22 protein-coding genes are annotated in these 25,480 nt (G+C 71.4%); 8 read left to right on the top strand and 14 right to left on the bottom strand.

The window, feature by feature from the left end:
• Positions 1-56 precede the first annotated feature (56 nt).
• The 3 genes from K2F47_RS14060 to K2F47_RS14050 all read left to right on the top strand — a co-directional run bounded on the left by K2F47_RS14060 (position 57) and on the right by K2F47_RS14050 (position 4,015).
• Positions 57-1,277 carry an N-acetylglucosamine kinase gene (locus K2F47_RS14060; protein WP_308198413.1) on the top strand — a complete coding sequence of 407 codons (1,221 nt, stop codon included), beginning with the start codon at positions 57-59 and terminating at the stop codon, positions 1,275-1,277.
• A 445-nt stretch (positions 1,278-1,722) separates the two neighbouring features.
• Complete coding sequence (locus K2F47_RS14055; protein ID WP_242903294.1) at positions 1,723-3,330, top strand: glycoside hydrolase family 3 protein; 1,608 nt, start codon at positions 1,723-1,725, stop codon at positions 3,328-3,330.
• Positions 3,331-3,505: 175 nt separating this feature from the next.
• Entirely contained in the window at positions 3,506-4,015 is a 510-nt protein-coding gene (locus K2F47_RS14050) for a hypothetical protein (protein WP_242903293.1), read from the top strand.
• Here K2F47_RS14050 and ptsP read toward each other — a convergent pair.
• The 7 genes from ptsP to nagA form a co-directional block, all read right to left on the bottom strand.
• Entirely contained in the window at positions 4,003-5,718 is a 1,716-nt protein-coding gene (gene ptsP / locus K2F47_RS14045) for a phosphoenolpyruvate--protein phosphotransferase (RefSeq protein ID WP_242903292.1), read from the bottom strand. The genes K2F47_RS14050 and ptsP overlap by 13 nt on opposite strands.
• Positions 5,711-5,983: an HPr family phosphocarrier protein gene (locus K2F47_RS14040; protein ID WP_242903291.1), complete on the bottom strand. Its 273-nt coding sequence runs from the start codon at positions 5,981-5,983 to the stop codon at positions 5,711-5,713. Before K2F47_RS14040 ends, ptsP begins: the two co-directional genes overlap by 8 nt.
• Before the next feature lie 128 nt (positions 5,984-6,111).
• Positions 6,112-6,780 carry an HAD family hydrolase gene (locus K2F47_RS14035; RefSeq protein WP_242903290.1) on the bottom strand — a complete coding sequence of 223 codons (669 nt, stop codon included), beginning with the start codon at positions 6,778-6,780 and terminating at the stop codon, positions 6,112-6,114.
• Positions 6,771-7,220 carry a PTS sugar transporter subunit IIA gene (locus K2F47_RS14030; RefSeq protein WP_242903289.1) on the bottom strand — a complete coding sequence of 150 codons (450 nt, stop codon included), beginning with the start codon at positions 7,218-7,220 and terminating at the stop codon, positions 6,771-6,773. The genes K2F47_RS14035 and K2F47_RS14030 overlap by 10 nt, the downstream gene beginning before the upstream one ends.
• Positions 7,221-7,234: 14 nt before the next feature.
• Entirely contained in the window at positions 7,235-7,468 is a 234-nt protein-coding gene (locus K2F47_RS14025) for a PTS sugar transporter subunit IIB (protein WP_156215729.1), read from the bottom strand.
• 99 nt (positions 7,469-7,567) lie between these two features.
• Complete coding sequence (locus tag K2F47_RS14020; protein WP_242903288.1) at positions 7,568-8,608, bottom strand: SIS domain-containing protein; 1,041 nt, start codon at positions 8,606-8,608, stop codon at positions 7,568-7,570.
• Entirely contained in the window at positions 8,605-9,666 is a 1,062-nt protein-coding gene (gene nagA, locus K2F47_RS14015) for an N-acetylglucosamine-6-phosphate deacetylase (RefSeq protein WP_242903287.1), read from the bottom strand. Before nagA ends, K2F47_RS14020 begins: the two co-directional genes overlap by 4 nt.
• A gap of 266 nt (positions 9,667-9,932) precedes the next feature.
• Between nagA and K2F47_RS14010 the strand changes: the two genes are divergently transcribed.
• The 4 genes from K2F47_RS14010 to K2F47_RS13995 all read left to right on the top strand — a co-directional run bounded on the left by K2F47_RS14010 (position 9,933) and on the right by K2F47_RS13995 (position 14,862).
• Positions 9,933-11,249 (top strand): PTS transporter subunit EIIC, encoded by a 1,317-nt coding sequence (locus K2F47_RS14010; protein WP_242903286.1) that lies wholly within the window; start codon positions 9,933-9,935, stop codon positions 11,247-11,249.
• Between the two features lie 536 nt (positions 11,250-11,785).
• Entirely contained in the window at positions 11,786-12,526 is a 741-nt protein-coding gene (locus K2F47_RS14005) for a GntR family transcriptional regulator (RefSeq protein WP_242903285.1), read from the top strand.
• A 21-nt stretch (positions 12,527-12,547) separates the two neighbouring features.
• Entirely contained in the window at positions 12,548-13,924 is a 1,377-nt protein-coding gene (locus K2F47_RS14000; protein ID WP_242903284.1) for a PTS transporter subunit EIIC, read from the top strand.
• Between the two features lie 203 nt (positions 13,925-14,127).
• Positions 14,128-14,862, top strand: coding sequence for an Rv3235 family protein (locus tag K2F47_RS13995; RefSeq protein WP_242903283.1), 735 nt, complete (start codon positions 14,128-14,130; stop codon positions 14,860-14,862).
• A gap of 66 nt (positions 14,863-14,928) precedes the next feature.
• On the opposite strand, the gene secA is transcribed toward K2F47_RS13995, so the two are convergent.
• Positions 14,929-17,826: a preprotein translocase subunit SecA gene (gene secA, locus K2F47_RS13990; RefSeq protein ID WP_242903282.1), complete on the bottom strand. Its 2,898-nt coding sequence runs from the start codon at positions 17,824-17,826 to the stop codon at positions 14,929-14,931.
• Positions 17,827-18,089: 263 nt separating this feature from the next.
• Between secA and K2F47_RS13985 the strand changes: the two genes are divergently transcribed.
• On the top strand, positions 18,090-18,518 hold the full coding sequence (locus K2F47_RS13985; protein WP_242903281.1) for an HGxxPAAW family protein: 429 nt from the start codon (positions 18,090-18,092) through the stop codon (positions 18,516-18,518).
• A gap of 167 nt (positions 18,519-18,685) precedes the next feature.
• Here K2F47_RS13985 and K2F47_RS13980 read toward each other — a convergent pair whose 3' ends face one another.
• From K2F47_RS13980 to K2F47_RS13955, 6 genes are all read right to left on the bottom strand, one after another.
• Positions 18,686-19,882 carry a winged helix-turn-helix domain-containing protein gene (locus tag K2F47_RS13980; RefSeq protein ID WP_242903280.1) on the bottom strand — a complete coding sequence of 399 codons (1,197 nt, stop codon included), beginning with the start codon at positions 19,880-19,882 and terminating at the stop codon, positions 18,686-18,688.
• Positions 19,883-19,934: 52 nt separating this feature from the next.
• The gene (locus K2F47_RS13975) at positions 19,935-20,963 is read right to left on the bottom strand and encodes a maleylpyruvate isomerase family mycothiol-dependent enzyme (RefSeq protein WP_242903279.1); all 1,029 of its coding nucleotides are present in this window, start codon (positions 20,961-20,963) and stop codon (positions 19,935-19,937) included.
• 234 nt (positions 20,964-21,197) lie between these two features.
• Positions 21,198-21,965, bottom strand: a complete 768-nt coding sequence (locus K2F47_RS13970; RefSeq protein ID WP_443611971.1) for a response regulator — start codon at positions 21,963-21,965, stop codon at positions 21,198-21,200.
• A gap of 1,000 nt (positions 21,966-22,965) precedes the next feature.
• Complete coding sequence (locus K2F47_RS13965) at positions 22,966-23,448, bottom strand: nuclear transport factor 2 family protein (RefSeq protein WP_242903278.1); 483 nt, start codon at positions 23,446-23,448, stop codon at positions 22,966-22,968.
• Between the two features lie 107 nt (positions 23,449-23,555).
• A complete protein-coding gene (locus K2F47_RS13960; RefSeq protein ID WP_242903277.1) occupies positions 23,556-24,170 on the bottom strand; it encodes a class I SAM-dependent methyltransferase in 615 nt (204 codons plus the stop codon).
• Positions 24,171-24,742: 572 nt separating this feature from the next.
• On the bottom strand, positions 24,743-25,369 hold the full coding sequence (locus K2F47_RS13955; RefSeq protein WP_242903276.1) for a TetR/AcrR family transcriptional regulator: 627 nt from the start codon (positions 25,367-25,369) through the stop codon (positions 24,743-24,745).
• Positions 25,370-25,480: the final 111 nt, after the last annotated feature.

Raw genomic sequence — 25,480 nt, 5'->3', positions numbered from 1 at the left:
GAATTTTCTTACTGCCAGGATGTCACGTCAACGGTAGAAAAGGCTACGGTCGCCATGTGTTGACCCATTTGGCCGGTCCTTACGTGGTCGGTATAGACGCGGGTGGCACGAAGACCCGCTGTGTCGTACTGACGCTCGGGGGAGCCCTGGCCGGTTCCGGCACCGGCCCAGGGGCCAACCCCAACTCCGGAGGCGACACCGTGGGGGCGCTGACCACCGCCCTGCGGGAGGCGCTGGGTGATCTCGACCGGACCCGCATCCTCACCGGCGTCTTCGGCATCGCCGGTGCCGGTTCGGCCGGCCGTCCCGCCGCCGTCGCGGCGGCGCGGCAGGCGTGGCAGGCCGTCGGGCTGCGCGGCTCCCCCGCGGTGGTCACCGACATCGCCGTGGCGTTCGCCGCCGGAACCAGCGAGCCCAAGGGGATCGTGGTGTTCTCCGGCACCGGCGCCGGGGCGGCGGTGATCAGTGACGGGACGATCGTGCAGCGCGCCGACGGCTACGGCTGGCTCGTCGGGGACGAGGGTTCGGCGGTGTGGCTCGGGAAGGAGGCGGTCAGGGCCGCGCTCGCGGCCTACGACGGCCGCGGCTCCCCGACGCTGCTCACCGACTCGGTCCCCCGGGCGCTGCTCGGCCCGACGGTGGTCGCGGAGATCGACTCGGCACGGCGGCGGCCCCGGCCGCGGCGGGAGCTGGCGATGGCCGGCGCCGCGCCGGGGCCGCCGGGCGCCGCCTCGGCGCTGCCGCAGCAGGTCCCGCTCGCCTCCGCGTTCCCCTCCCCCGCCGGGGGCGGCACGAGCACCGCCGTGCTGATCCCCGAGTCGTCCGTCCCACGGCACGACGTCGGTGGGCCCGGGCCGCCCGGACGTTCCGGCGACCCGGACGGCCCGCACCATCCGGAGATGTCCGGGACGCCGCCGAACCCGCAGCTCGCCCAGGCGATCATCAAGGAGGTCTACGGCCGTCCGCCCGCGGCCCTCGGGCGGCTCGGCCCGGTGGTCGCGGCGGCCGCTGCCGCCGGTGATCCCGTGGCCAGGCGCATCACCGAGGAGGCGGCCGAATGGCTCCTCCGCGACGTCGACGCGGTGCGCCCGGCCCTCTCCGACCCCTGCGCCCCGGTCGTGATGCACGGCTCGGTGCTGCGCGAGGGCCCGGTCGCCGAGGCCGTCCGGACCGGACTGCGCGACCGGTTCGCCGAGGCACCCCGCAGCGCGGGAGACGGGGCCGTGGGCGCCGCCGGGCTGGCGTTGCGCCGACTCGGCCACCCGCTGCCCGGCTGAGCCGCCCCTGGCCGGCGACCCGGTAGGGCCCGCCCGAGGCGAGGACGGCGCCACGGCCGTCCAGACTCCATCACGATGGACCCCAGAAGATCCGCGAGCGATCGCGACCACGGGGTCCATCGTGATCGGGGCTGTGGCCAGGGGGACGTGGGGTCTTGTTGCGCTGTCCTGATGGCGCCGTGTTGCTTGGGACCGATCGAAGGCGGCCGGTGGATGTCCGCTGCTCCGTTTCGTCCGGTTCGGGCGACGCTGGTGGCCCGCGGTTGCGTGGCCGTGCCGGTAAGGGCTGGCCAGGCGTGGGGTGCGCGAGGCGCGATGGTGAGACACGAGGTGGTGGTGGGTCGACAGGGGGTCGGGGAGGCGTTAGCGTCGCGGGCGTCCGGAGGCGAGCTGTCGACCATGGCGGGGGGCCTGGTCAGTGCGTGTTTCACGTCCATTCGCGCTCGTGGCGGCGGCGGTGTTGGCCGTGCCGCTGGCGGGCTGCGGGGACGGTGACACCAAGGGCGGTGAGAAGAGTGCCCGGCCCAAGGCGTCCGGCGGAATGTCCGTAAGTCGTGCGCCGGACGCGTGGGTGCCCGGTCATGTCGCGAAGATGAGCTTGGCCGAGAAGGTCGGGCAGCTCTTCGTGACCCGGTTCTCCAGCCGCGCCGACGGGATCTCGATCGTCAGGCGTTACCACGTCGGCGGGCTCATCTACTTTCCGGAGAACATGGGCACGCCGAGCCGGGCGGCGGCGCAGTCGAACGCGTTGCAGAAGGCGTCGAAGGTGCCGCTGCTGCTGGGCGTGGACGAGGAGCAGGGCATCGTGTCCCGGACGCCGTTCATCACGCGGTTCCCCGGGAACATGGCGCTCGGCGCGACGGGACGTCCGGCCGACGCGCGGGTCCAGGCGCGGGTCACGGGCACGGAGCTTCGGGCGATCGGGATCAACCAGGACTACGCGCCCGACGCCGACGTGAACGTCAACCCGCGCAATCCGGTGATCGGGCTGCGCTCGTTCGGGTCCGATCCGGCGAGGGTGTCGGCGATGCTGACCGAGGCGATCGGCGGCTACCAGGACGCGGGGGTCGCCGCGACGGCCAAGCACTTCCCCGGGCACGGCGACACCGCGACCGACAGCCATACCGGGCTGCCGGTCATCACCCATTCGCGGCGGACGTGGGAGCGCCTGGACGCGCCGCCGTTCAGGGCCGCGATCGCGTCCGGCGTGGACGCGATCATGACGGCGCACATCGTGGTACCGAAACTCGACCGGTCCGGCGACCCGTCCACGCTTTCCCCGGCGGTGCTGACCGGGCTGCTGCGCGGGACGCTCGGCTATCAGGGCGTGATCGTGACGGACTCGCTGGAGATGGCGGGCGCGCGCCGCGCCTACGGCGACGCGGTCGTGCCGGTGCGGGCCATCGCGGCGGGCGCCGACCAGCTGCTCATGCCGCCGGACCTGCCGCGCGCCTACAACGCGGTGCTCAAGGCGGTGCGCGCGGGCAGGATTCCCGAGCGGCGCCTGGACGAGTCGGTCGCGCGAATCCTGCGGCTCAAGCAGAAGCGCGGCCTGTTCCAGGGGACGCGCGTTGACCCGGCGAAGGCGGACGCGACGATCGGCACGTCCGCGCACAGGGCGGCGGCGCGGACGGTCGCCGAGCACGCGGTGACCCTCGTCCGCAACGAGGGGAAGCTGCTGCCGCTCAAGGGGAGGACGGTCGGCGTGTCCGGCCCGGACAGCGCCGCGCTGAGTGCGGCGCTCCGGCGGCAGGGCGTCCGGACGGCTCCACCGGGGTCGGCGGACGTCACCGTCCTGACCACCCTCAACGCCGGTTCGGCGACGGCGTCCCGGGTGAGGTCGCTCGGGTCGAAGCCGGTCGTGGTGGCCGCGCTCGGCCGCCCCTACGACCTGGACGCGGCGCGCGGCGCGGCGGCGACGCTGGCCGTCTACTCCTCGCAGCCCGTCGCGATCGAGGCACTGGCGAAGGTGCTGACGGGCAGGGTGAAACCGGTGGGCCGCCTGCCGGTCCCCGCAGGAGGCAAGCCCGTCGGACACGGCCTCAGCTACTAGCCACGCGAGGCACACCGTCCCTGCGCAGGAATGACTCGCACGGACGTCCCCGCGAGGCCCGGTATGCCAACCAACGAGGCAGCGCGGGCGGGGGTGGGGGTGGGGCGGTGGGGTTGTGGACGGGGGGTTGGGTGGGCTGGGAAGATCGGGCGCCTTGTCCCCCCAGGAGGTTGCCGTGCGGGTTCGGCCGTCGCTCGCCGTTGTGGTGCTGTTGCCCGCGCTGGCCGCGTGCGGCGGTGGGGACGGCGGGGTCGCGATGCCGCCGTTGACGCCTGAGCCGGCCGATTCGCGGCTGGGCGATACCGGCGGCGCGGACGGGGAGGAGACGTTGCCGGCGCGGCTCGTCCTGTATCGGTTTCTGCGGGGTGTGGCCAAGGGGAATGTCGCGGTCTGCGCGTACCTGGGGCCCGGGTACGAGCGCGCGACCTTCGGCAGGACGGGGGGCTGCCGCGCCGGGTTGGGGCGAGCGCGGGCGAAGCTGCGTCCTCAGGATCTGGCGGCGCTTCGCGGGGTCACGGTGCCGACCGGTGCGGCGGGGCCCGGGGCGGGCGAGGTCACCGTCCGCTTCGAGGATCTGAAGTGGCGCGGTGCGCCCGCCGGTCGGGGTGGGGTGCTCGCCGCGAGCTTCACCCTCCGCAGGACCGGCGGGCGCTGGCTCATCGCCGATCGGGATCAGCCCTCCTGACCCAGGACCGCCAGGGCCGCCTCCCGGGCCTGCGCGGGGGTCCGCGCGGCGCGGGCGGCGCGGGCCGCTTCACGGCATTCGTCCAGGGTGTGCTGGGCGAGGGTCGCACGTACTAGCGGCAGGGACGGCGCGCTCATCGACAGCGAGGTCACGCCGAGGCCGACGAGGACGCAGGCGAGGGCGGGGTCGGCGGCGGCCTCGCCGCAGACGCCGCAGGGGACTCCGGCGTCCGCCGCCGGGGCGACCAGGTCGAGGACGGCCGGGTGCCACGGGTCCTGGAGGTGCGCGAGGCCGCCGATCTGGCGGTCGGCGGCCAGGGCGTACTGGGTGAGGTCGTTGGTGCCGATGCTGAAGAACCCGACCTCCGGCGAGAGGTCGCGGGCGCGCAGCGCGGCGGCGGGGACCTCGATCATGATGCCGGGATGCTCGATGCCCGCGTTCCGGCACGCGGCGGCGAACCCGGCGGCCTCGTCGACGTCGGTCACCATCGGGGCCATGACCTGGAGTTTCACGGTCAGTCCCGCGGCGGCGCGCGCGAGCGCGGACAGTTGGGCGGTGAGCACGTCCGGATGGCGGCGCATCATCCGCAGGCCGCGTTCGCCGAGCGCCGGGTTCGGCTCGTCGCCGGGAGGCGGGAGGAAGGCGAGGGGCTTGTCGGCTCCGGCGTCCAGCGTCCGGACGACGACGCGGCCCTCGGGGAACGCCTCCAGCACCTTCCGGTACGCCTCTTCCTGCTCGGCGTCGGACGGCGGTTTGGACCGATCCAGGAACAGGAACTCGGTGCGGTAGAGGCCGACGCCCTCGGCACCGGCCGCCAGCGCGGACGCGACGTCCTGCGGGCCGCCGATGTTGGCCAGCAGCGGGACGGCGTGCCCGTCCTTGGTGGCGCCGGGACCGGTGAACTCGGCCAGCGCGGACGCGCGGGCGGCGGACGCGGCGCGCGCCGCCTCGACCTCGGCGTCGGACGGGTCGACCGCGACGGTCCCGGCGGCGCCGTCCACGAGGACGCGGGTGCCGTCGGTCAGCGCGGTCGCGCCGGGCAGCGCCACGACGGCGGGCACGCCCATGGTGCGGGCGATGATCGCGGTGTGGCTGGTCGGGCCGCCCTCCTCGGTCACGAACGCGACCACCTGGGCGGGGTCGAGGACGGCCGTGTCGGCGGGCGCCAGGTCACGGGCGACCAGCACGAACGGCTCGGCGGACTCGGGGACGCCGGGCACCGGCAGGCCGAGCAGCCGGGCGATGGCCCGGTCGCGGATGTCGTCGAGGTCGGTGACGCGCGCCGCCATGTACTCGCCGGCCCCGGCGAGCAGCTCCCGATAGACGCCGAACGCCTCGAACACGGCGCGCGCGGCGGCGACGCCCTCCTCGACCTTGGCGCCGACACCGTCGGCGAGGCCCGGGTCGCGGGCCATCAGCGCCTGCGCGTTCAGCACGTCGCGCCCGTCGGTGTTGCCCGCCTCGGCGGCGCGTGCGCCGCGATCCTCCAGGTCGGCGGCCACGGCCTCCAGCGCGGCGAGCGCGGCGTCGCGTTCGGCGCCCGCGTCGCCGCCGTGCCGGGAACCGGCGGGCGGCTCGGGGACGGCGCCCGCGATCGTCAGCACGGGGCCCGCCCCGGCCCCCGGGCTGACGCCCACCCCGCGCAGCACCTCGCCGCCCTCGCCCCGCGGCGACTCGGCACCGGGCCCGTGGTGCTCAGACACCTTCGGGCTCCGGCGTCGACAGCAGGGCCTCCAGCGTGTCGAGCAGCTCGTCCGCGTCCTCGCCGTCGGCGGCGATGACGATCTCCTCGCCGTGCCGCGCGTCCAGGCCGAGGACGGCGAGGATGCTCTTGGCGTTGACGGGTCCGGCGCCGCGCTTGGCCACGGTGACCTCGCCCGGCGCCTTGGCGGCGGTCTGGACGAACAGCGCGGCCGGCCGCGCGTGCAGCCCCACCCTGGACATGATCTTGATAGTGCGTTCAGTCACGGAATGCTCCTCAAAGGGCCGTCTGTCACGGCCGTCGCTGGCCGCCGGTCACGGCCATCACTGTCGGCCTTCGAGCCCGGAAAACCGGGCCCGCGCCCGGGTGGCCCGGGCCGCCGCTGCCACGGACGTCACCGGCCGGGCACCCGCAGCGCGGGGCCCGGCGCGACGTCCAGTTCCTTGAGGTCGGCCACCAGGTGGTCGGCCTCGGCCAGCGCCTCCACCGGCTGCGAGGTGGTGATGCCGACGCAGGTCATGCCCGCGGCCTTCACGGCCGCGATGCCCGCCGGGGCGTCCTCGAACCCGATCGCCTCCTCCGGCGGGACGCCGAGGTCGCGGGTGGCGGCCAGGTAGCCCTCGGGGTGGGGCTTGCCGTTGACGACGTCGCCGGCGGTCACGACGATGTCGAGCAGGTCGCGGACGCCGAGCCCATCCAGCAGCCCCTCGGCGTAGCCGCGCCGCCCGGAGGTGACGACGGCGAGCGGGACGTCCGCGGTGGCGAGCGCCCTGATCAGCTCGACGGCGCCGGGCACCGGCACGTCGGCGGGCATGTCCGGCCGCTTGCCGTAGGAGAGCGCCTCCTTGAGCAGTTCCTCGGCGGTCGGCCCGGAGAACCGGTGCTCCAGCTCCTGGAGCACCTCCAGCCCGCGCCGTCCCGCGAACGAGGTGATCAGGTCGTCGTCGTAGGGGACGCCGTGCGCCTCGAACAGGAGCCCCCACATGACGCGGTTGCGGGGCTCGGTGTCGATGAGCGTGCCGTCGAGGTCGAACACGGCGGCGCGCAGGGGGATCAGCTCCATGTGAACAGCTCGGCCCCCTTCGTCACCTCGCCCGACTCGACGACGTCGGTGAGCGCGCCGTCGCCCGCGTCCAGCGCCACGACCGCGCAGATCGGCGACCGGCCGCCCGCCTCGATGACGGCGGGGTCCCAGCGGACCAGCGGCTGCCCGGCGGTGACCGCCTCGCCCTGCGTGGCGAGCAGCTCGAACCCGGCGCCCTTGAGCTGGACGGTGTCGATGCCGAGGTGGACCAGCACCCCGTGGTTCTCGGAGTCCACGACGACGTAGGCGTGCGGGTGCAGCTTGACGATCTTGCCGGTGACCGGCGCGATCGCGTAGCCGGGCCCGCGCTCGGGGTCGACGGCGGTGCCCGGGCCGACCATGGCCTGCGCGAACACCTGGTCGGGGACGCCCGCGAGGCCGACGGCGCGGCCGGTGACGGGCGACAGCACTCGGGTCATCGTGAGCGCTCCTCTCACTCGAGGATGTCCTCGATGTCGCTGGCGATGGTGTCGGCCTCGGGGCCGACCACGACCTGGACGACGGTGCCGCTGCGCATGACGCCGAACGCGCCAGCCCGCTTCAGGCCGGCCTCGTCGACCCGTCCGGCGTCGCTGACCTCGGTGCGCAACCGGGTCGCGCACGGCTCGATCTCCACGATGTTGTCGGCGCCGCCCAGCGCGGCGACGATGGCCTCGGCCTTGTCCATTGCTCTCTCGTTTCGTTCGGGGTGGCTGGCTCGTTCCAAGTTGCCAGGTGGGCGGCCTGGTCGGCGACCCCGGGGACGTGCCGGGGCCGCCGGCGCGGCTCAGTCGGTCTGCGTGACCTTGTTCAGCCCGCGCGGGACGTCGGGGTCGATGCCGAGCCGCCGGGCCAGGTTCTCGACCAGGATCTGGCCGGGGACGATCAGCCCCAGCGGCGCGACCCACTCGGGCAGGCCCGGGCCGGGCAGCGCGGCCGTGCACGCCTCGGCGAGCCCGGAGCCGCCGCCGACGCCGAACGCGTGCGCGCCCGCGCCCTCGACCCGGCGGGCCAGCGCGATCGTGCCGGGCAGCGTCGGTCCCGAGTCGGCGGCGACCAGCAGCGCGGGCGTCTGGTCGTCGACGACGGCGATGGGGCCGTGCAGCAGGTCGGCGTAGGACAGGCCCATCGCGTGCAGGTAGCACGCCTCCTTGATCTTGAGAGCGAGCTCCAGCGCGGTGCCGAACGCGATGCCGCGTCCGGACACGACCGCGCCCGGGACCTGCGCCAGCGCCTCGACGATCTGCTCCAGCGCCGGGGACGCCTCGGTCAGCGCGATCAGCCGCGCCACCTCGTCCGGGACGCGCCGCAGGTCGTCGACCGGGACGTCGGCGCCGAGCCCGAGCGCCAGCACCGACAGCGCGGCGAGCTGCGTGGTGTAGGTCTTGGTGGCCGGGACGGCGATCTCGTCGCCCGCCTCGGTGAGCAGCGCGACCTCCGCGGCCTCGGCCAGCGGGGACCCGGCGCCGTTGGTGACGGCGACGGTCCGGGCGCCGCCCGCGGCGGCCCAGTCGAGCGTCTCGACGATCTCCTCGGTCTTGCCGGACTGGCTGATCGCCACGGCGAGCACGCCGGTCAGGTCGACGCGCCGCTTGTAGGTCGTGGCGATCGAGGGCGCGGCCAGCGTGGACAGCCGTCCGGTGTGCGCCTCGACCAGGTAGCGCCCGTACACGGCGGCGTTGTCGGACGAGCCGCGCGCGATGAACAGCACCTGCCGGGTCTCGCGGGCGAGCTCCGCGATCTCGGGCAGCCGCGGCAGCAGCGCGCCCACCGTCCGGGCGAGCGCGTCGGGCTGCTGGCCGATCTCGGCGCGCATCTGACTGGTCATGATCCCCCTCCGAAGACTTTCTGCCCGTTGATCCAGGTCGCATGCGCGCGGTGGTCGGGGCCGAGCCAGACCAGGTCGGCCGCCGCGCCCGGCGCGATGCGGCCGATGTCGGCCCGGCCCACCAGGTCGGCGGGGACGCGGGTCGCCGCGTCCACGGCCGTCGCGGTGTCGATGCCGAGGGCGGCGGCGTTGCCGAGCGCCTCGTCCAGCCGGAGGCCGGACCCGGCGAGCGTACCGTCCGCGCGCAGCGGCGGCCCCTGCTCGGGCATCGTGATCGGCTCGCCGCCGAGTTCGTATGTGCCGGGCGGCATCCCGGCGGAGGAGGCGGCGTCGGTGACGAGCAGCACCCGTCCGCCCGCCGCCTGGAAGACGAGCTTCGCCGCCTCCGGGGAGACGTGGTGCAGGTCGAGGATCAGCCCGGGGTGCAGCCGCCGGTCGATCAGCGCCTGCGTCGCGACGCCCGGGTCGCGGTGCCCGACGCCGCTCTGCGCGTTGAAGATGTGGGTGACCATGCGGGCGCCCGCGTCGGCGGCGGCCGCGGTCTGGGCGGCGGAGGCGTCGCTGTGCCCGACGCTGACCAGCACCCCGGCCGCGTCCAGCGTGCGGATCGCCTCCAGCGCGCCGTCGCGTTCGGGCGCCAGCGTGACGAGTTTGACCAGGCCGGTCTCCAGCAGCGTCGCGATCGCCTCGGGCGTCGGGTCGGTCAGGTACGCGGCGTTGTGCGCGCCCTTCCGCTTCTCCGACAGGAACGGCCCTTCGAGGTGGACGCCGAGGACCTTGGTGCCGGACGCGAGGTCGGGCAGCAGGTCGCGGGTGCGCAGCAGCGCCTGTGCCTGCACCTGGACGGGGGCGGTGATGAACGTCGGCATGAACGCGGTCACGCCGGTCTCGGGGAGGCGGGAGACGACCGTGCGCCACTGGTCCACATCGGCGTCGACCATGTCGTAGCCGAAGAACCCGTTCACCTGGAGATCGACGAGCCCGGGGGCGAGCAGGCCCTCGCCGAGGTCGGCGTCGGGCACGCCGGGCGGGCGGCCCTCCCCGACCTCGGTGATCACGCCGTTCTCCGCTCGGACGAATCCCGGGGAGAGTACGCGGGTAGGACCACCCTCGGGGGTAGTGATCATGTGCTCAGCGCTGATCAGTAGTGATGCCATTGGAGCGCGCTCTCTGTGACGCGACGATCGCGGAACGTCGCCGCCGGGGCGTACTGGTCTAGTCCGGACTAGACCAGTACGCACCTTATCTCACCTAGTGAAGCGAGCTGAAGACGTCGGCCCGAACTCGTCCGGGATCGGGCCTCTCGGGGGAGGGTCATCCGCTCATGAGTGCCACGACCGAGGCCGGAGGAATGCGGGGGGCGTGGTCCGCCACGTTCGGGGTGCTGCAACGGATCGGCCGCAGCCTCATGCTGCCGATCGCCGTCCTGCCCGCGGCGGGAATCCTGCTGCGCCTCGGCCAGGACGACCTGCTCGGCGTCGACGGCCTCGGCTGGAACCGGGTCGCCGAGGTCTTCGCGGCGGCGGGCGGCGCGCTGCTCGACAACCTCGCGCTGCTGTTCGCGGTCGGCGTGGCGATCGGGTTCGCCAAGAAGTCCGACGGGTCCACCGCGCTCGCCGCCGTCGCCGCCTACCTCGTGTTCGACCGCGTCTCCAAGGTGATGTTCTCGCACACCAGCGAGCTCAAGGGCACGGTCGTGGAGATGGTCCGCCAGGAGGACGGCTCGCTCCAGGAGACGATCGGGTACGGGCTGAAGAACCCGACCCAGGTGCTCGGCGGCATCGTCGTCGGCCTCATGGTCGCCCTGCTCTACCAGCGCTTCTACCGCGTGAAGCTGGTGTCGTGGCTGGCGTTCTTCGGCGGGCGGCGGTTCGTCCCGATCATCTCGGCCGGGGCGGCGCTGGTGCTCGGCGTCGTCTTCGGCTTCGTGTGGCCGACGGTCGGCGGCTGGATCGACGACTTCGGCGACTGGCTCACCGGGCTCGGCGCGGTCGGCGCCGGGATCTACGGCGTCGCGAACCGGCTGCTGCTCCCGTTCGGCCTGCACCACATCCTGAACTCGCTGATCTGGTTCGTGTTCGGCACCTACAAGGGGCCGGACGGCGTCGTGCACGGCGAGATCAACCGCTACCTCGCGGGCGACCCGCACGCGGGCAAGTTCCTCGCCGGGTTCTTCCCCGTGCTGATGTTCGGCCTGCCCGGCGCCGCGATGGCGATCTGGCGCTCGGCGGCGCCGCACCGGCGCGGCGCGGTCGGCGGCCTGATGATCTCGGCGGCGCTCACCGCGTTCGTCTGCGGGGTCACCGAGCCGATCGAGTTCTCGTTCATGTTCGTCGCGCCGCTGCTGTATGTGATCCATGTCCTGCTCACGGGTATCTCGATGTACGTTCTGGCGGCGGCGGACGCGCAGCTCGGCTTCAGTTTCTCCGCCGGGCTGATCGACATGCTGCTGAACGCCACCAAGGACAACACACGGCATTTGTGGCTGGTCGTGGCGCTGGGAGTGGTCTACTTCTTCCTCTACTACACGGTGTTCATGTTCGTGATCAAGAAGTTCGACCTGCCCACACCCGGCCGCGAACGGGAGGAGGACGGACCGCCCGAAGCGGGCGCCGGAGAGGGTGCCGAACCGGCCACCTGACCTGCGCATTCATTCGATCTTGAGAGGATGGAGCCGTGACCTGCTCGTTACGGATCTGTGCATTGACATGTCTTTCCCGAATGTGGTCTAGTCCGGCCTAGACCAGTACGAACCAAGCCAAATCACAACTAAAACCCCTGTCCCCTCCGTAGCATTGCGCCCCGGACGACGTCCGACCTGGTCACGCCCTTTGTGCGGCCGTCCCGGCAACCCCCTGCCGGTCGCACCGACCCGGTCGCGTTCACCACCGGCCACCGCCGGACCGGTCGCGCCCGGACGCGTCGCGTGCGTGCGTCACCCGCGCGTGTCGCCTACGCGCGTCCCGGTGGTCCGGAGGCCTTTCGGGGACGTTCGCGGGCGTTGGAACGGTTCAGCACGTTCGGGGGACGCGTCCGGGGGGACGAATCCCCGGGCTCGGGCCACCCCGAGCCGACCGTCCCGGTTCGCCGCCCGCTCGAGCCGCCGCCCGTCCGAGACCATCCGTCCGCCCGCCCGCCGACCCCGTCGCTCCGGCCCCGGCCATCGAGGACTCCCCCGTGACAGCCATCGATCCGCACAGCCCGGTACCGAAGTACTTCCAGCTCCGCGCCATCCTGCTGGACCTGATCGAGAGCGCCGAGCTGCCCGTCGACGCACCGATCCCGTCCGAGCGCGAACTGTGCGTCCGGTACGAGCTGTCGCGCATGACCGTCCGCCAGGGCGTCGACCAGCTCGTCTCCGAGGGGCGGCTCTACCGCGTCCCCGGCAAGGGCACGTTCGTCGCCCGTCCCAAGATCGAGATGCCGCTGCGGCTCGTCTCCTTCACCGAGGACATGCTCAGCCGCGGGCTGCGGCCCGGCGCCGTGGACCTCGACCGCAGGACGGTCCCCGCCGACGCCCGCCTCGCCCGCATCTTCGAGGTCGAGCCGGGCACCGAGATCCACATCATCGAGCGGCTGCGGACCGCCGACGGCGAGCCGATGGCTCTGGAACGTGCCCATATCCTCGCCTCGCTCGCCCCCGACCTGCTCGACCGGCGACTCGCCGACCGCTCCCTCTACGGCGTCCTGGAGGCGGTGTACGGCCTGGTCTTCGACGCGGGCGACCAGACCATCGACGCCGGCCTCGCCGACGCCGCCGACGCCCGGAACCTCCAGATCCCCCGCGGCAGCGCCGTCCTGATGCTGCAACGCCGCTCCTACACCGGCGGCATCTGCGCCGAGCTCGGCGTCTCGACCTACAGGGCGGACCGCTACCAGATCCACACGGCCCTCGGAAACCCCCCGCCGCACTCCTAACCCCCTGAGGAGGAACCCCCGATGACTTCGACAACCGTGGACGCGGGCGCGCCGCGCCGAGGGTCGAGCATCCTCGCGGTGCTCCAGCGGATCGGCCGCAGCCTCATGCTGCCGATCGCCGTCCTGCCCGCCGCGGCCCTGCTCTTCCGGCTCGGCCAGAAGGACATGCTGGGCGCGGACGGGCTCGGCTGGACGCGTGTCGCCGAGGTCGTCGGCGGCGCGGGGCAGGCCCTGTTCGACCACCTGCCGCTGCTGTTCGCGGTCGGCGTCGCCATCGGGTTCGCGAAGAAGTCCGACGGCTCCACCGCCCTCGCCGCCCTCGCCGGGTACCTCGTCTTCGACCAGGTCACCAAGATCATGTTCTCGCACTCCGCCGACCTCAAGGACGGCGTGCTGATCACCAAGGTCCAGGACGGCGCGACCAAGCAGGTCATCGACTTCGGCGCGAAGAACCCGACCGACGTCCTCGGGGGCATCCTGATCGGCGTCGTCGCCGCGTTGCTCTACCAGCGCTTCAGCCGCGTGAAACTGCCCACCTACCTGGCGTTCTTCGGCGGCCGCCGGTTCGTCCCGATCATCACCGCGGTCGCGTCGCTCGGCCTCGGCGTCGTGATCGGCTTCATCTGGCCCGTCTTCGGCAACTGGCTGACCGACTTCGGCGACTGGATCACCGGCGCGGGCGCGCTCGGCGCGGGCGTCTACGGCGTCGTCAACCGGCTCCTGCTCCCCTTCGGCCTGCACCACATCCCGAACTCCCTGATCTGGTACGTGTTCGGCGACTACAAGGGCCCGGACGGCAGCGTCGTGCACGGCGAGATCAACCGCTACCTGGCCGGCGACCCGCACGCGGGCGGCTTCACCGCCGGGTTCTTCCCCGTCCTGATGTTCGGCCTGCCCGGCGCCGCCCTCGCCATCTGGCGCGCGGCGCCCCCGCACCGCCGCCCCGCCGTCGGCGGCATCATGATCTCCGCCGCGCTCACCGCCTTCGTCACCGGCGTCACCGAGCCGATCGAGTTCGCGTTCATGTTCGTCGCGCCCGTCCTGTACGCGGTGCACGTCGTGCTGACCGGCCTCTCCATGGCCCTGATGGAGGCCGTCGGCGCCCAGATGGGCTTCGGCTTCTCGGCGGGCGGCATCGACATGCTGCTGAACGCGTCCAAGGACAACACCAAGGGCCTGCCGCTGATCATCGGCCTGGGGGTCCTGTACTTCTTCGTCTACTACTTCGTGTTCAAGTTCCTCATCGTGAGATTCAACTTCGCCACGCCGGGACGAGAACCCGAGGGCGAGGAGTCGGTGGCCGCCGATCCGAGCTCCAACCCGGAACTGGCCGCGGGCGCCAAACCCGCGCGCGGCTCCGGCCGCAGATCGTCCCAGGACTCCCCCGCCTCCGGCTGACCCCGAGAGCCCCGGAACCTCCCCACACCCCGTCCGGGACTCTCCCTCCACGCGGCGGCGGGGCGCTCCACCGCCCCGCCGCCGCCCTTTTCTCCTGGATATCCGCGGATATTTGGGGATGCGGAATTGGCCGCATGTGGTCAGCATGTATTTTTTCGGCCGCTCAGGACTCCTTTTCTCGAACCCGATTCGAGGAGGTACCCGTGGGCCGACGCCCCGTCCAGCCGGTGTCCGTCGTTCGCATCGTCCGCTACACGCCCGTCCTGTCGTCCGCCCGGTGGGGGGACGACGGCGCGCGGCCGTCCAGCACGGCCTCATCTGGACGTGGCGGAACCGGCGCGGCACGGCCCCTGCCTGAGGTACCGGCCGCCTCTTTCACGGCGGGACGCGCCTCTGGCGCCCCTTCCGGATGGAGGCCGTCCGAGGCCCCGGAGACGGACGGCGCCCTCGCGCTGAACCAGACGCCGTCGCATGCGCGTCCGCCGCGTCCGCTCCGCCTCGTCCAGCCGGGCGAGACCGTGCAGACCGAACTGCGCGCACGCGCCGAGGCGACGGTACGCATCATCGTGGACGTCCTGTCCGGAGCACGCCCCGGCCACCAGCTCTCCCAGGTGGCGGTACCGGCCGTCTGCCAGGAACTGGAACGCCTCTACCCACCCCGCGGACGCGCCGTCCCCTCACGCCCCGCCACCCCCGGACGCGGCACCGCCCCACAGCGCGCCGCCTCCTCTGGAAGCACCGTCCCGCCGGGCGCCCACCAGACGGGGCGGGTTGTGCCGGGGCGGGTTTTGTCCAGTTGGTTGCAGCGGCCCGCGCCGGACGTCGCGGAGGTGGGGGCCGTGGTCGTGGTGGCGGGGCGGGTGCGGGCGCTCGCGCTCCGGCTTGAGCTGGTGCGGGGGCGCTGGCGCTGCACCGCCGTGGAGACCACCGGGCCCTGACGCGGCGTCCCCGCGAAAGGGAGCGGCCTCCCGGACCTGGTCCGGGAGGCCGCTCGCGTGCAGGTGTCAGTTGTTGCGCGGGTCGCCGTGGCAGCGCTTGAACTTCTTCTTCGAGCCACAGGGGCACGGGTCGTTGCGTCCGACGCCCGCGTACTTGTCCTCGGTCTCCTCGCTGTGGTGCTCGACGCCGCCCTCACCGTCGACGGTCGGGGCCGAGTACTCCAGCTTGGACGGACGGCTCGGCTTGTCGAGGCCCTTGGCCTTGATCGCCGGGGCCTCGTCGACGGGGAGCTGGTCCACGGGGACGTCGTCGGTCTCCTCGGCCTCCTCGTCGTCGACGGCGTCCTCGCTCACGTCGGCGGGGGCCGACTTGGCGACGGACACGGGCGCGGCGCCGACCGCCGGGGCCTCGGGCTGCTCCTCGATCTCGACCTCGAGGTTGAACAGGTAGCCGACCGACTCCTCCTTGATGCCGTCCAGCATCGCGTTGAACATGTCGTAGCCCTCGCGCTGGTACTCCACCAGCGGGTCGCGCTGCGCCATGGCCCGCAGGCCGATGCCTTCCTGGAGGTAGTCCATCTCGTAGAGGTGCTCGCGCCACTTGCGGTCGAGGACCGACAGCACGACGCGGCGCTCCAGCTCCCGCATGACGTTGGAGCCGAGCTCCTCCTCGCGCTTCTCGTAGGCCTCCTGCGCGTCGTCGCGGATCTTCGCGGCGAGCGTCTCGGCGTCCAGGCCGGAGATGTCGCCGTCGGCGGCGTCCTCGACCAGCTCGTCCACAGTGATCGAGATCGGGTAGAGCTGCTTGAACGCCTTCCAGAGCTTGTCGAGGTCCCAGTCCTCGGCGAAGCCCTCGCCGGTGGCGCCCGCGACGTAGCCGTGCACGACCTCGTCGATCATCCGGCGGACCTGGACGTGCAGGTCCTCGCCCTCCAGCACCTTGCGACGCTCGGCGTAGATGACCTTGCGCTGCCGGTTGAGGACCTCGTCGTACTTCAAGACGTTCTTGCGCATCTCGAAGTTCTGCTGCTCGACCTGGGTCTGCGCCGAGCGGATCGCGTTGGAGACGATCTTGGACTCGATCGGCGTGTCGTCCGGGATGTTCAGCCGGGTCATGATCGATTCGACGCGGGCCGAGTTGAACAGCCGCATCAGGTCGTCCTCAAGCGAGAGGTAGAACCGCGACTCGCCCGGGTCGCCCTGGCGGCCGGAGCGGCCGCGCAGCTGGTTGTCGATGCGCCGCGACTCGTGCCGCTCGGTGGCGAGGACGTAGAGCCCGCCGGCCTCGACGACCTCCTCGTGCTCGCCCTTGACGGCCTCCTTGGCCTTCTCCAGGGCCTCGGGCCAGGCCTCCTCGTACTCCTCGGGCGTCTCCAGCGGGGACAGGCCGCGCTGGTGCAGTTCGAGGTCGGCGCGGAAGTCGGGGTTGCCGCCGAGCATGATGTCGGTGCCGCGGCCGGCCATGTTCGTCGCGACGGTGACGCCGCCCTTGCGGCCCGCCTCGGCGACGATCGCCGACTCCTGCTCGTGGTGCTTGGCGTTCAGCACCTGGTGCGGGATACCGCGCCGCTTGAGCATCTTGCTCAGCTTCTCGGACTTCTCCACCGACGTGGTGCCGACCAGGACCGGCTGGCCCTTCTCGTGCCGCTCGGCGATGTCGTCGACGACGGCCTCGAACTTGGCCTGCTCGGTCTTGTAGACGACGTCGGCGACGTCGTCGCGGATCATCGGCTTGTTCGTCGGGATCGGGACGACGCCGATCTTGTAGGTCTTGTTGAACTCCGCCGCCTCGGTGTCGGCCGTACCGGTCATGCCGGACAGCTTGTTGTAGAGGCGGAAGTAGTTCTGGAGGGTGATCGTGGCGAGCGTCTGGTTCTCGTCCTTGATCGACACGCCCTCCTTGGCCTCGATGGCCTGGTGCATGCCCTCGTTGTAGCGGCGGCCGTGCAGGATGCGCCCGGTGAACTCGTCAACGATCAGGACCTCGCCGTTCATGACGACGTAGTCCTTGTCGCGCTTGTACAGCTCCTTGGCCTTCAGCGCGTTGTTGAGGAAGCTCACCAGCGGCGTGTTGACCGAGTCGTAGAGGTTGTCGATGCCGAGGTAGTCCTCGACCTTCTCGACCCCGGCCTCGGTGATGCCGACCGTGCGCTTCTTCTCGTTGACCTCGTAGTCGCCGGGGCCGTACTCGTCGACCTGGCCCGCGGTGCTCACCAGCTCGGCCCGCTTCAGCCGCGGGACGATCTTCGCGAACTCCGAGTACCACTTGGAGTTCTGCTCGGCCGGGCCCGAGATGATCAGCGGGGTCCTGGCCTCGTCGATCAGGATGGAGTCGACCTCGTCCACGATCGCGAAGTTGTGGCCGCGCTGGACGCACTCCTCCAGGCTCCAGGCCATGTTGTCGCGCAGGTAGTCGAAGCCGAACTCGTTGTTGGTGCCGTAGGTGATGTCGGCGTTGTAGGCGGCCCGGCGCTCGTCCGGGGTCATCTGCGGGAGGATGACGCCGACCTCGAGGCCGAGGAACTGGTGGACGCGGCCCATCCACTCGGCGTCGCGCTTGGCCAGGTAGTCGTTCACCGTGACCACGTGCACGCCGTCGCCCTCAAGGGCGTTCAGGTACGCCGGGAGGACGCAGGTCAGGGTCTTGCCCTCACCGGTCTTCATCTCCGCGATGTTGCCCAGGTGCAGCGCGGCACCGCCCATGATCTGGACGTCGTAGTGGCGCTGACCGAGGACGCGCTTGGCGGCCTCGCGGGCGGTCGCGAAGGCTTCGGGGAGCAGGTCGTCGAGGGTCTCGCCGTCGGCGAGACGCTCCCGGTACTTGTCGGTCAGCTCGCGCAACTCGGCGTCGCTCATCTCGAGGAAGTCGTCCTCGATCGAGTTGACCTGATCCGCGAGCTTCTTGAGCTTGCGCAGGATTTTTCCCTCGCCCGCACGAAGGATCTTGTCGATGACTGGCGGCACTCTCGAAGACTCCTTGCAGATCGTGGGTCACCGCTCCTGGCGGCGCGCACACCACACGTACGATGCCCATCGTAGGCGAGATCCAGAATGGTCTAGGTCACTCCGCAACGCAATCCACAGAACGTTCCGTTTGACCGTTCGGGTACCGGATAGGTCTCCAACGGCACGGAAGGGGAGGCGTGGTGTCCGAAGAAGCGCAGACAGGAGACTCGTACGGGTCTCAGGGGTCCGAGTCGCACGGAGCGCGCCGGTCTGGTGGCAGAGTGTCACAGGAATCTTACGCCAGGGAACCGGTGGGCGCGTCCGGCGCGTCCGGGGGAGAGTCGCGTGGCTCGTCGGACGCGGGTTCGCACGGGTCGCACGGCTCGCATGGTTCGCACGCGGGTCGGCCGAGTTCGTGGGTCGCGGTCGCGATCATCTTCGCGGGGTTCGTCGTCGGCGGCCTCGCGATCTGCCTGGGTCCGGCCTGGATCATGTTCTGGGTGGGCGTCGCGATCATCGTCGTCGGCATGATCGTGAGCGGGGTCGTCCACTTGTTCTCGGACGTCGTGGTCGACGCGCCGCGCGTGATTCCCGAGATCGTCGACTACTCGCTGTTCGGCTCGCGTACCGAGAAGCGGCGCGGCGGCGAGCAGGGCGAGGCCCTCGACCGTCCCGTCGCCACGGACCCGCAGCAGACCCCACACGGTTAGGCACCCCCGGCACATCCCAACTGGGACGCGTTCCAGCCAAGGACGGCTACTGGGCGGCCCGTCGTACACGCCTCACGGCTGAGCGGCTTCGGCGCGTTCCAGCTCGGTGGCGCGTTCCAGTCAGGGGTGGCCGCCGTTTGGTGGCGCGTTCCAGTTCGGGGCGGCCGCTAGCCGGTGGCGGCGGACTTGAGGGCCGCGTCGAGGAGGGCTCGGTCGACGCCGTCCGGGACGATCCGCTCGACCCGGACGTCGTCGCATCCGACCCATGAGGCGGCGCGCCAGAGGGCCGTGGCCAGCGCGGCCGCGGCCGTCTCCGCGCGCGGCGCCGTCCTGACCGCCCAGGGCTCGAAGGTGACCTGGCGGGCGATGAGCGTGCGTCCGTCCCTGGCGGGGTCGACGCGTCCGAGGAGGCGTCCTCCCGCGAGCAGGGGCATGGCGAAGTAGCCGTGCACGCGCTTGGCCTTGGGGACGTACGCCTCCAACCGGTGGTCGAAACCGAACACGCGTGAGGCGCGGGCCCGGTCCCACACGAGGGAGTCGAAGGGCGAGAGCAGCGTCGTGACGTGCCTGCCTTTCGGCGGGACGTCCAGCGCCTCGGGGTCGGCCCATGCGGGTTGCGCCCATCCCCTCACGGACGCCCTGACGAGGCCCGTCGCCTCGATGACCTGGTCCACCTGGTCCTGCCGGACGCGGTAGTAGTCGGCGAGGTCACCGCGTGTCGCCACGCCGAGGGCCTTGCCCGCGCGTGCGACGAGGGCGGTCAGGCAGGCGTCGTCGTCCGGTTCCTGCGTGCGGAGATGCTCCGGGACGGCACGCTCCGCCAAGTCGTACACGCGCCGCCAGCCCACCCGCTCCACGCAGACGACCTCGCCTATGTCGAGCAGCCACTCGATGCCGATTTTGTGGTCGCTCCAGTCCCACCACTCGGAGCTGGCCTTGGCGCCGCCCAGTTCCTTGGTGGTGAGCGGCCCGTCCGACCGGAGGCGTGCCCGGATCTCGTCGCAGACGCCCTCCGGCACCTTGTGCCAGCGCCATCCCCGGCTCCGGTAGGCGCGGCGGCGGAACTCGAACAGCGGCCAGTCGGCCATCGGTATTACGGACGCGGCGTGGGCCCAATACTCGAACGCCCTATACGTGCCGTTCCCCCAATAGGCGGTTTCGACTGCGTTCCGACCTACCGCACCAAGCCGGGCATAGGGCACCAGCTCATGGGACCGTGCCAGTACCGAGATCGTGTCCAGTTGGACAGCCCCCAGCCTCTCCAGCATGGCGGGCACACCGCCCTTGGGCCGCGCCCCCAGGAACCCCTGGGCGCGCAGTTGCAGCCGCCGTGCCTCGTCCGCGCTGAGCTCTACCTCGTCCACGTCCGCGATGCTAGGGCACGACACCGACAAAAGGGGAATGCCGGTCGCCAGGTCAGGGGCCCGCGAAGGCGGACGCGGCGGCGAGGAGGCGGCGGCCGAGCGGTACGTCCCCGCCCAGTTCGGCCCGTATCTCGCCTGGTCGGAGACGTTCCGCGGCGAGGAGGCAGAAGTCCATCGCATCGAGGGCGAGGGTCACGGTCGGCCGGTCGGGGGCGGACGGGCCGAGGGGCAGCTCCCAGGTTCCCCCGCCAGGGCCGCTCAGATCGACGTGGACGCTCTCGCCGTCCGCGGCCCGACCCTCGCGCAGGGCGAGCGCGGCGGGGAGCGCACGGACGCCCAGGCCCGCGATGGCGTGCAGATGATCGGGCAGCGGCGCGGGCAGCGAGTGCCCGGTCGCCGAGGCGATGTCGCGGGCGTGGATCCACGTCTCGAACGCGCGGCCGACCACCGCGACGGCTGTCCGCATCGGGAACTTGAGAGTCACCATGCCGGAGCCGGATCGCTCGTCCAGGCGCGCGCACAACGCTTCCGCCTGGGTGCGCCAGGACGCCCGCGTCTCCTCGTGGGGCCGTCCGCGCTGCTGGTCGATGACCAGGGCCGTGCGCGCGTCCACGTCCCATTCGGCTGCGCCCTGCGCAGGTTCGGCACGTGCCAATCCGGGGGCACCCGCCTGCGTGTTCAGCTGATCCGCCAGAAGGGAGTCGGTGGCGGACAGGTGAGCGACGACGTCCTGGACGGTCCAGTCGTAGATGACGTTGGTGGACCACGCGCCGGGCGACAGTTCGGCCAGCAGCGCGTCCAGCATCGACACCAGGGCCGCATAGGGCGCCGCAAAGGACGGGACGGACGGCGCCACCGGCCGCCGCCGAGCGCGCGCGCCGGCGAGAGTCCGCTCCCGTAGGGAGGGCCCGGGGCGAACACCGTCGAGAAGCCCCGCGACGCCGCCGAGCAGGAGGCTCTCCTCCATGCAGGCGGGACAGTGCGGGACGTGGTCCATGACGAGCCGCGTCTCATCGTCCGAGCACGCGCCCAACGCCCAGGCGCCGAGCAGTGACGCGACGTGCTCGTGCATGGGAATCATGGCGTGACCACCTCCTCCGCCCGCGCGTCGGCGACGCGGCGCGGGGCCGTCCTGATGCGCGATCTCGCGGTGCCCTCCGCCAGACCCAGCTAGGCCGCCATCCGACCGTACGTGCGCTCCTGGAAATAGGCCAGCACGTCAACGTTCGGGAAGCCCCGCCACCGGCGCCCGAACGTCCTCGCCGGAGCGGCCGGTGGCGCCTCGTCCGAAACGGGGTGCCGCCGGATACAGCTCCTAGGTGATCTCCAGAAGTTTCTCCCGGACGGCGTAGACGACCGCCTCCATCCGCGAGTGCAACTGGAGCTTCTCCAAGATGTTGCGGACGTGGTTCTTCACGGTGTTCTCGGAGATGAACAGCTCCCGGGCGATCTCCCGGTTGCCGAGCCCGCGCGCGACCAGCCGCAGCACCTCCATCTCACGCTCGGTGAGACGCGGCGCCGGCACCTGCTGCGTGCGCTCCTCGCTGCGCTTGGCGAGCGCGGCGAACTCGGTGATCAGCTTGGACGCCATCGACGGGCTGATCAACGACTGCCCGCCGTGGACGGCGCGGACCGCCTGCGGCACCTCGTCGATCGAGATCTCCTTGAGCAGGTAGCCGCTGGCCCCCGCCTTGATCGCCTCGAAGAGGTCCTCCTCCTCGTCGCTGATGGTCAGCATGACGATCTTCGCGCTGGGCGCCGCGTCCTTGATGGCCGTGCACGCCTCGATGCCGCTGCGCCGGGGCATCCGAATGTCCATCAGCACGACGTCCGGCAGCAGGTCGCCGGCCATCTCGACCGCCTCGTGCCCGTCGCCGCCCTCGCCGATGACCTCTATGTCGTCCTCGCCCTGGAGGACCATCTCCAGCCCCCTGCGGAACAGCGCGTGGTCATCGACGATGAGCACCCGGATCGGGTCGGCGGCCCCGGCCGGATCCGCCGCCTCGCGGGCGGCGGGCGTCGCACCGGCGCCGGCCTGACGGGGTACGGCCGCGGCGCCGCGAGCCTCGGGTTTCTCGCTCACCTGAGTCGCGGCGTGGAGGAGACGCCGCTTCCCCCCTTCGCTGTCAATGATCTGTACCCGGCCTGGACAAGCCCGGTTCCGGCACCTTACGGCCCCGGGTCGTCCAATTTCTTGCACTTGGGGGTCGCCCGGACCGCCGCGTCCCCGGAATCACTCCCGGACGACACACCGGCTCCGGGGTTGCCCCGGCTTGTACGGTTCGCTGATCCAAGTGTCTTCTACTTGCGGGACGACCACACCCCCTGACGCGCCCTGGAATCTTCCGGGTTTTCCAAGCCCGGCGCCCGGCGCCCGGCCACGCCCGCGTGCCGCTGGGCCCGTCCCCGCCGGTTGGGTCGGGTTCGTACGCTTCGCCCCGTCCCGCCCCGGCGCCCCTCACACGCGCCGGGACGGATGCCCTGGCGACCGGCCCGCCGCACCCGCTCCGTCCACCCCGGAAGGGCGGAGCCGGCCTCATCCCCGGCGACACCTGAATGGCCGATGTCGGCTCACCCAAATCGACCTCGCCTCCCCGGCCAGAACTCCAGGCGCCTCAGCGACTTCGAACCCTATGGACTCTCACGAAGCGGGCAGGAATCGGGAAACTGTTTTCCGGCACCTCCGGGCGTCATGGGCGACACCCCCCAAGAAACTTGATCACGGGCCGACCCCGCACAACCTCGGGGACTACACCCGGTCCACGAGTGAACTGCTACGCCTCCGAAAAGGTTCCAGAGCAGGCCGGAGGCCCTCTACACAAGCCGCTGAGCAGCACTAACCCCAGAACAGCGCAGACGGGGACACACCCCTACTAACCATCAGCTACCACTCCACCACACACCAGGTGTGCATCGTTCCGAAGAAGCGCACAACCAAGGCCCTGCACCATGGCGACCGAGGCATCCGCACCCACCACGAACGCCTTGAATTCACCCTCCGAAACCGGAGTCCTACTCCCTTGTTCGGCTCCCGCCAAACCCACCAGAAACCGTTCTGAACGCCCGGGACCGCAGCCGAATGCTCACCTCGCGGAAAGCTCGCCTTCTCCCTGCCGCATCGTCCAGCCACACGCCTCGACGATGGCGGCGGGATCCCAGTAGAAGGGACGGCATTCGAGCATGCGGCCGTCCCGGACCCTGATCTGTTGCAGGATCAACGTCTCGACCTCCCGGCCGGTGGCCCGAGCCCGGAACCGCACCCGATTACGCACCAACACCGTGTCGCCTTCGCCCCAGTGCTCCTGCTCCAGGAACTCCATCGATTCCCAGACCTCGCTGAAGCGGGCCAGAAAGCGCTCCATGCCTTCTCGGCCCTGCCACGTCCCAGTCCCCGTGAACGGCAGGCCCGGAGCCTGGTGCAGCACCACCTCGGGATCCAGACAAGCCGCAGCCTCCTCGTAACTGGCCTTGCCGTATCCACCTGCGGCCACATACGCCGCCTCGGCCGCATAGAACTTCTCCATCACCGCCCACGCGTCCTCTGACACGGTCTTTCCCCCGACCATCGCCCGCTCCTCTCACCAGCCGTCACACCCGTAACCCCGCCTGACCGACCCCGGTTGCAGCCCACAGCCGACCGCCCCCAGAAGACGGAGTCCTAGAGGCACATCGGCTAGGGAGCGGGCTTTCCCCAAGTCAGCGAGTATCGGCGGAGCATGTGCCGGCGATAGCGCATGCCGGGCAGCAGCCGCCGCGCCGCGGCCCGCACCTGCCCGTAGCTCATCTGCGGATCAGCGACCGGCATTCCCTCCGGACCGTGCGCACGGCGCAGCACCTTGATAACCCGCACGGCAGGAGCGGCCGCGACCGCCGTCGCCCACTCCCCCGGACTCCTCTCGCGGGCCAGGCCGACCACCACGAGCGTGCCGCCAGGACGCAGCAACTCACGCATCCGGGTCAGAGCCGCCTCGAAGTCCATGTGATGGATCGTGGACACCGAGCAGACGAAGTCATAGCCCTCAACCGGAAGATCGAGGGTGAGGAAGTCGCCCTCAAGAAACGAGACGTCCGGCTCCCCCGCGGCGAGCTCCCGTGCGCGCTCGATCATCATCGATGAACTGTCGACCCCGGTGACGCGTTTCGCCTTGCCGACCAACTTGCGCACGAGCAACCCGTCCCCGCAACCAACGTCCAGCGCGTCCCCGCACCCCTCCGGGACAGCACGCAATATGCCCGGATGACGAGCAACGTTGGTGTTCCAATACGGCGACAGGTCAGATCGGCGCATCCAATCACCGTAGGGGCACGCCACAGCCCCACGCCCTACCTCTCAAGAACGTCCCACACACCCAGTCGCAGCGCGATCGTCCGCCCTCCCATCACCCCTGCACCTGACACACGCGGCGCTCCCCAGCACACGAACCAGCAACGTCGCCCTAGCGCCACACCCACCATGCCCCGGCACTCACCGAACCGTTCGACAACGGCCCCGCCAGGTGAGGCCGCGGTCACCGTTCAACCCCTCAGCGAAAGTGAACGGCTGCCAGCACACACACGCCGACACACCCCACCCGGCCAGGGCGATCCAGCAGGCCGTCGTCTTCCACCTCACGCATGCCAGAAAAGGCCAACCAACCGGTAACGCCGCAGCCCCTCGGGCTACATCCGCAAGCCATCAGGGTTCGTCCGCACCCCTCGGGGTCCGCAAGCCCTCAGCGTCCGCAAGCCATCGGGCTTCGCCCACAAGCCCTCGGGATTCGTCGCGTTCAGCGGCACGGTTCGTCGATGAGCGTGCGCAACCCCCTCGATCATCGGACCGCTGTGCTCACGGGTCTCAGCAACGTCCTGAGTCTTGACCGCCTACAGTCGCGGCTGGGGCCGTAGACCGTCGACGATGATCTGAGCGATGTGGGCCGAGCGTGCGCGGTTGTTCTCCACGTCGGCGTGACGGATCGCAGCGAAGGCACCGGCAACGAGTGCCATCACCTCATCGACAGCGAGGTCGTGGCGCACGACACCGGCGGAATGCGCGCGATCGAGCAGGCCCGCGACCTGGCGCGTGAGGTCTGCCGCAACGCTCGGGGCGGCGCTGCGCAAGTCGAACTCGGCGGCCGCGAGCGCGCTCTTCACCGCTGCGTTCTCCGCGCCCGAAGCCATCATCGAAGCCAGGAAAGTGAACAGCGCAGCGGGATCGTCCGTACGAGCGAGGGCCTCCCCTTCCGCGACCAACTGCCTGAGCTGATCGATCGCGACAGCAAGGTACAGCGCCTGTTTGGTGGGGAAGTGCCGGTGGACGGTGCCCGGCCCCACACCCGCGCGGCGAGCTATCTCGTCGAGCGAGATGCCAAGGCCCTCGGCCGCGAACAACTGTTGCGCGGTCCGCAGCACCCGCTCGCGATTGCGGCGCGCATCGGCTCGCAACTCCCGGTCATTCCCGGGAGCCATCGCGGACTCGGCCGCAGCGCGCTCAGACGGTCGGCTGGACATCGCGCCCTAGCATAACCGGGGCGCCGCCCCGTATGCTGACCCCGCGATAATCGGGGCGACGCCCCGTTATTGGCACACGCGTCGTTCACCATGACCGGCCCACCAGCCACG

The sequence above is a fragment of the Actinomadura terrae genome, from assembly GCF_022751215.1.
GTDB classification, from domain to species: domain Bacteria; phylum Actinomycetota; class Actinomycetes; order Streptosporangiales; family Streptosporangiaceae; genus Spirillospora; species Spirillospora terrae.
The sequence above is the reverse complement of the archived record's forward strand: the minus strand, read 5'-3'. Positions and strand labels throughout refer to the sequence as shown.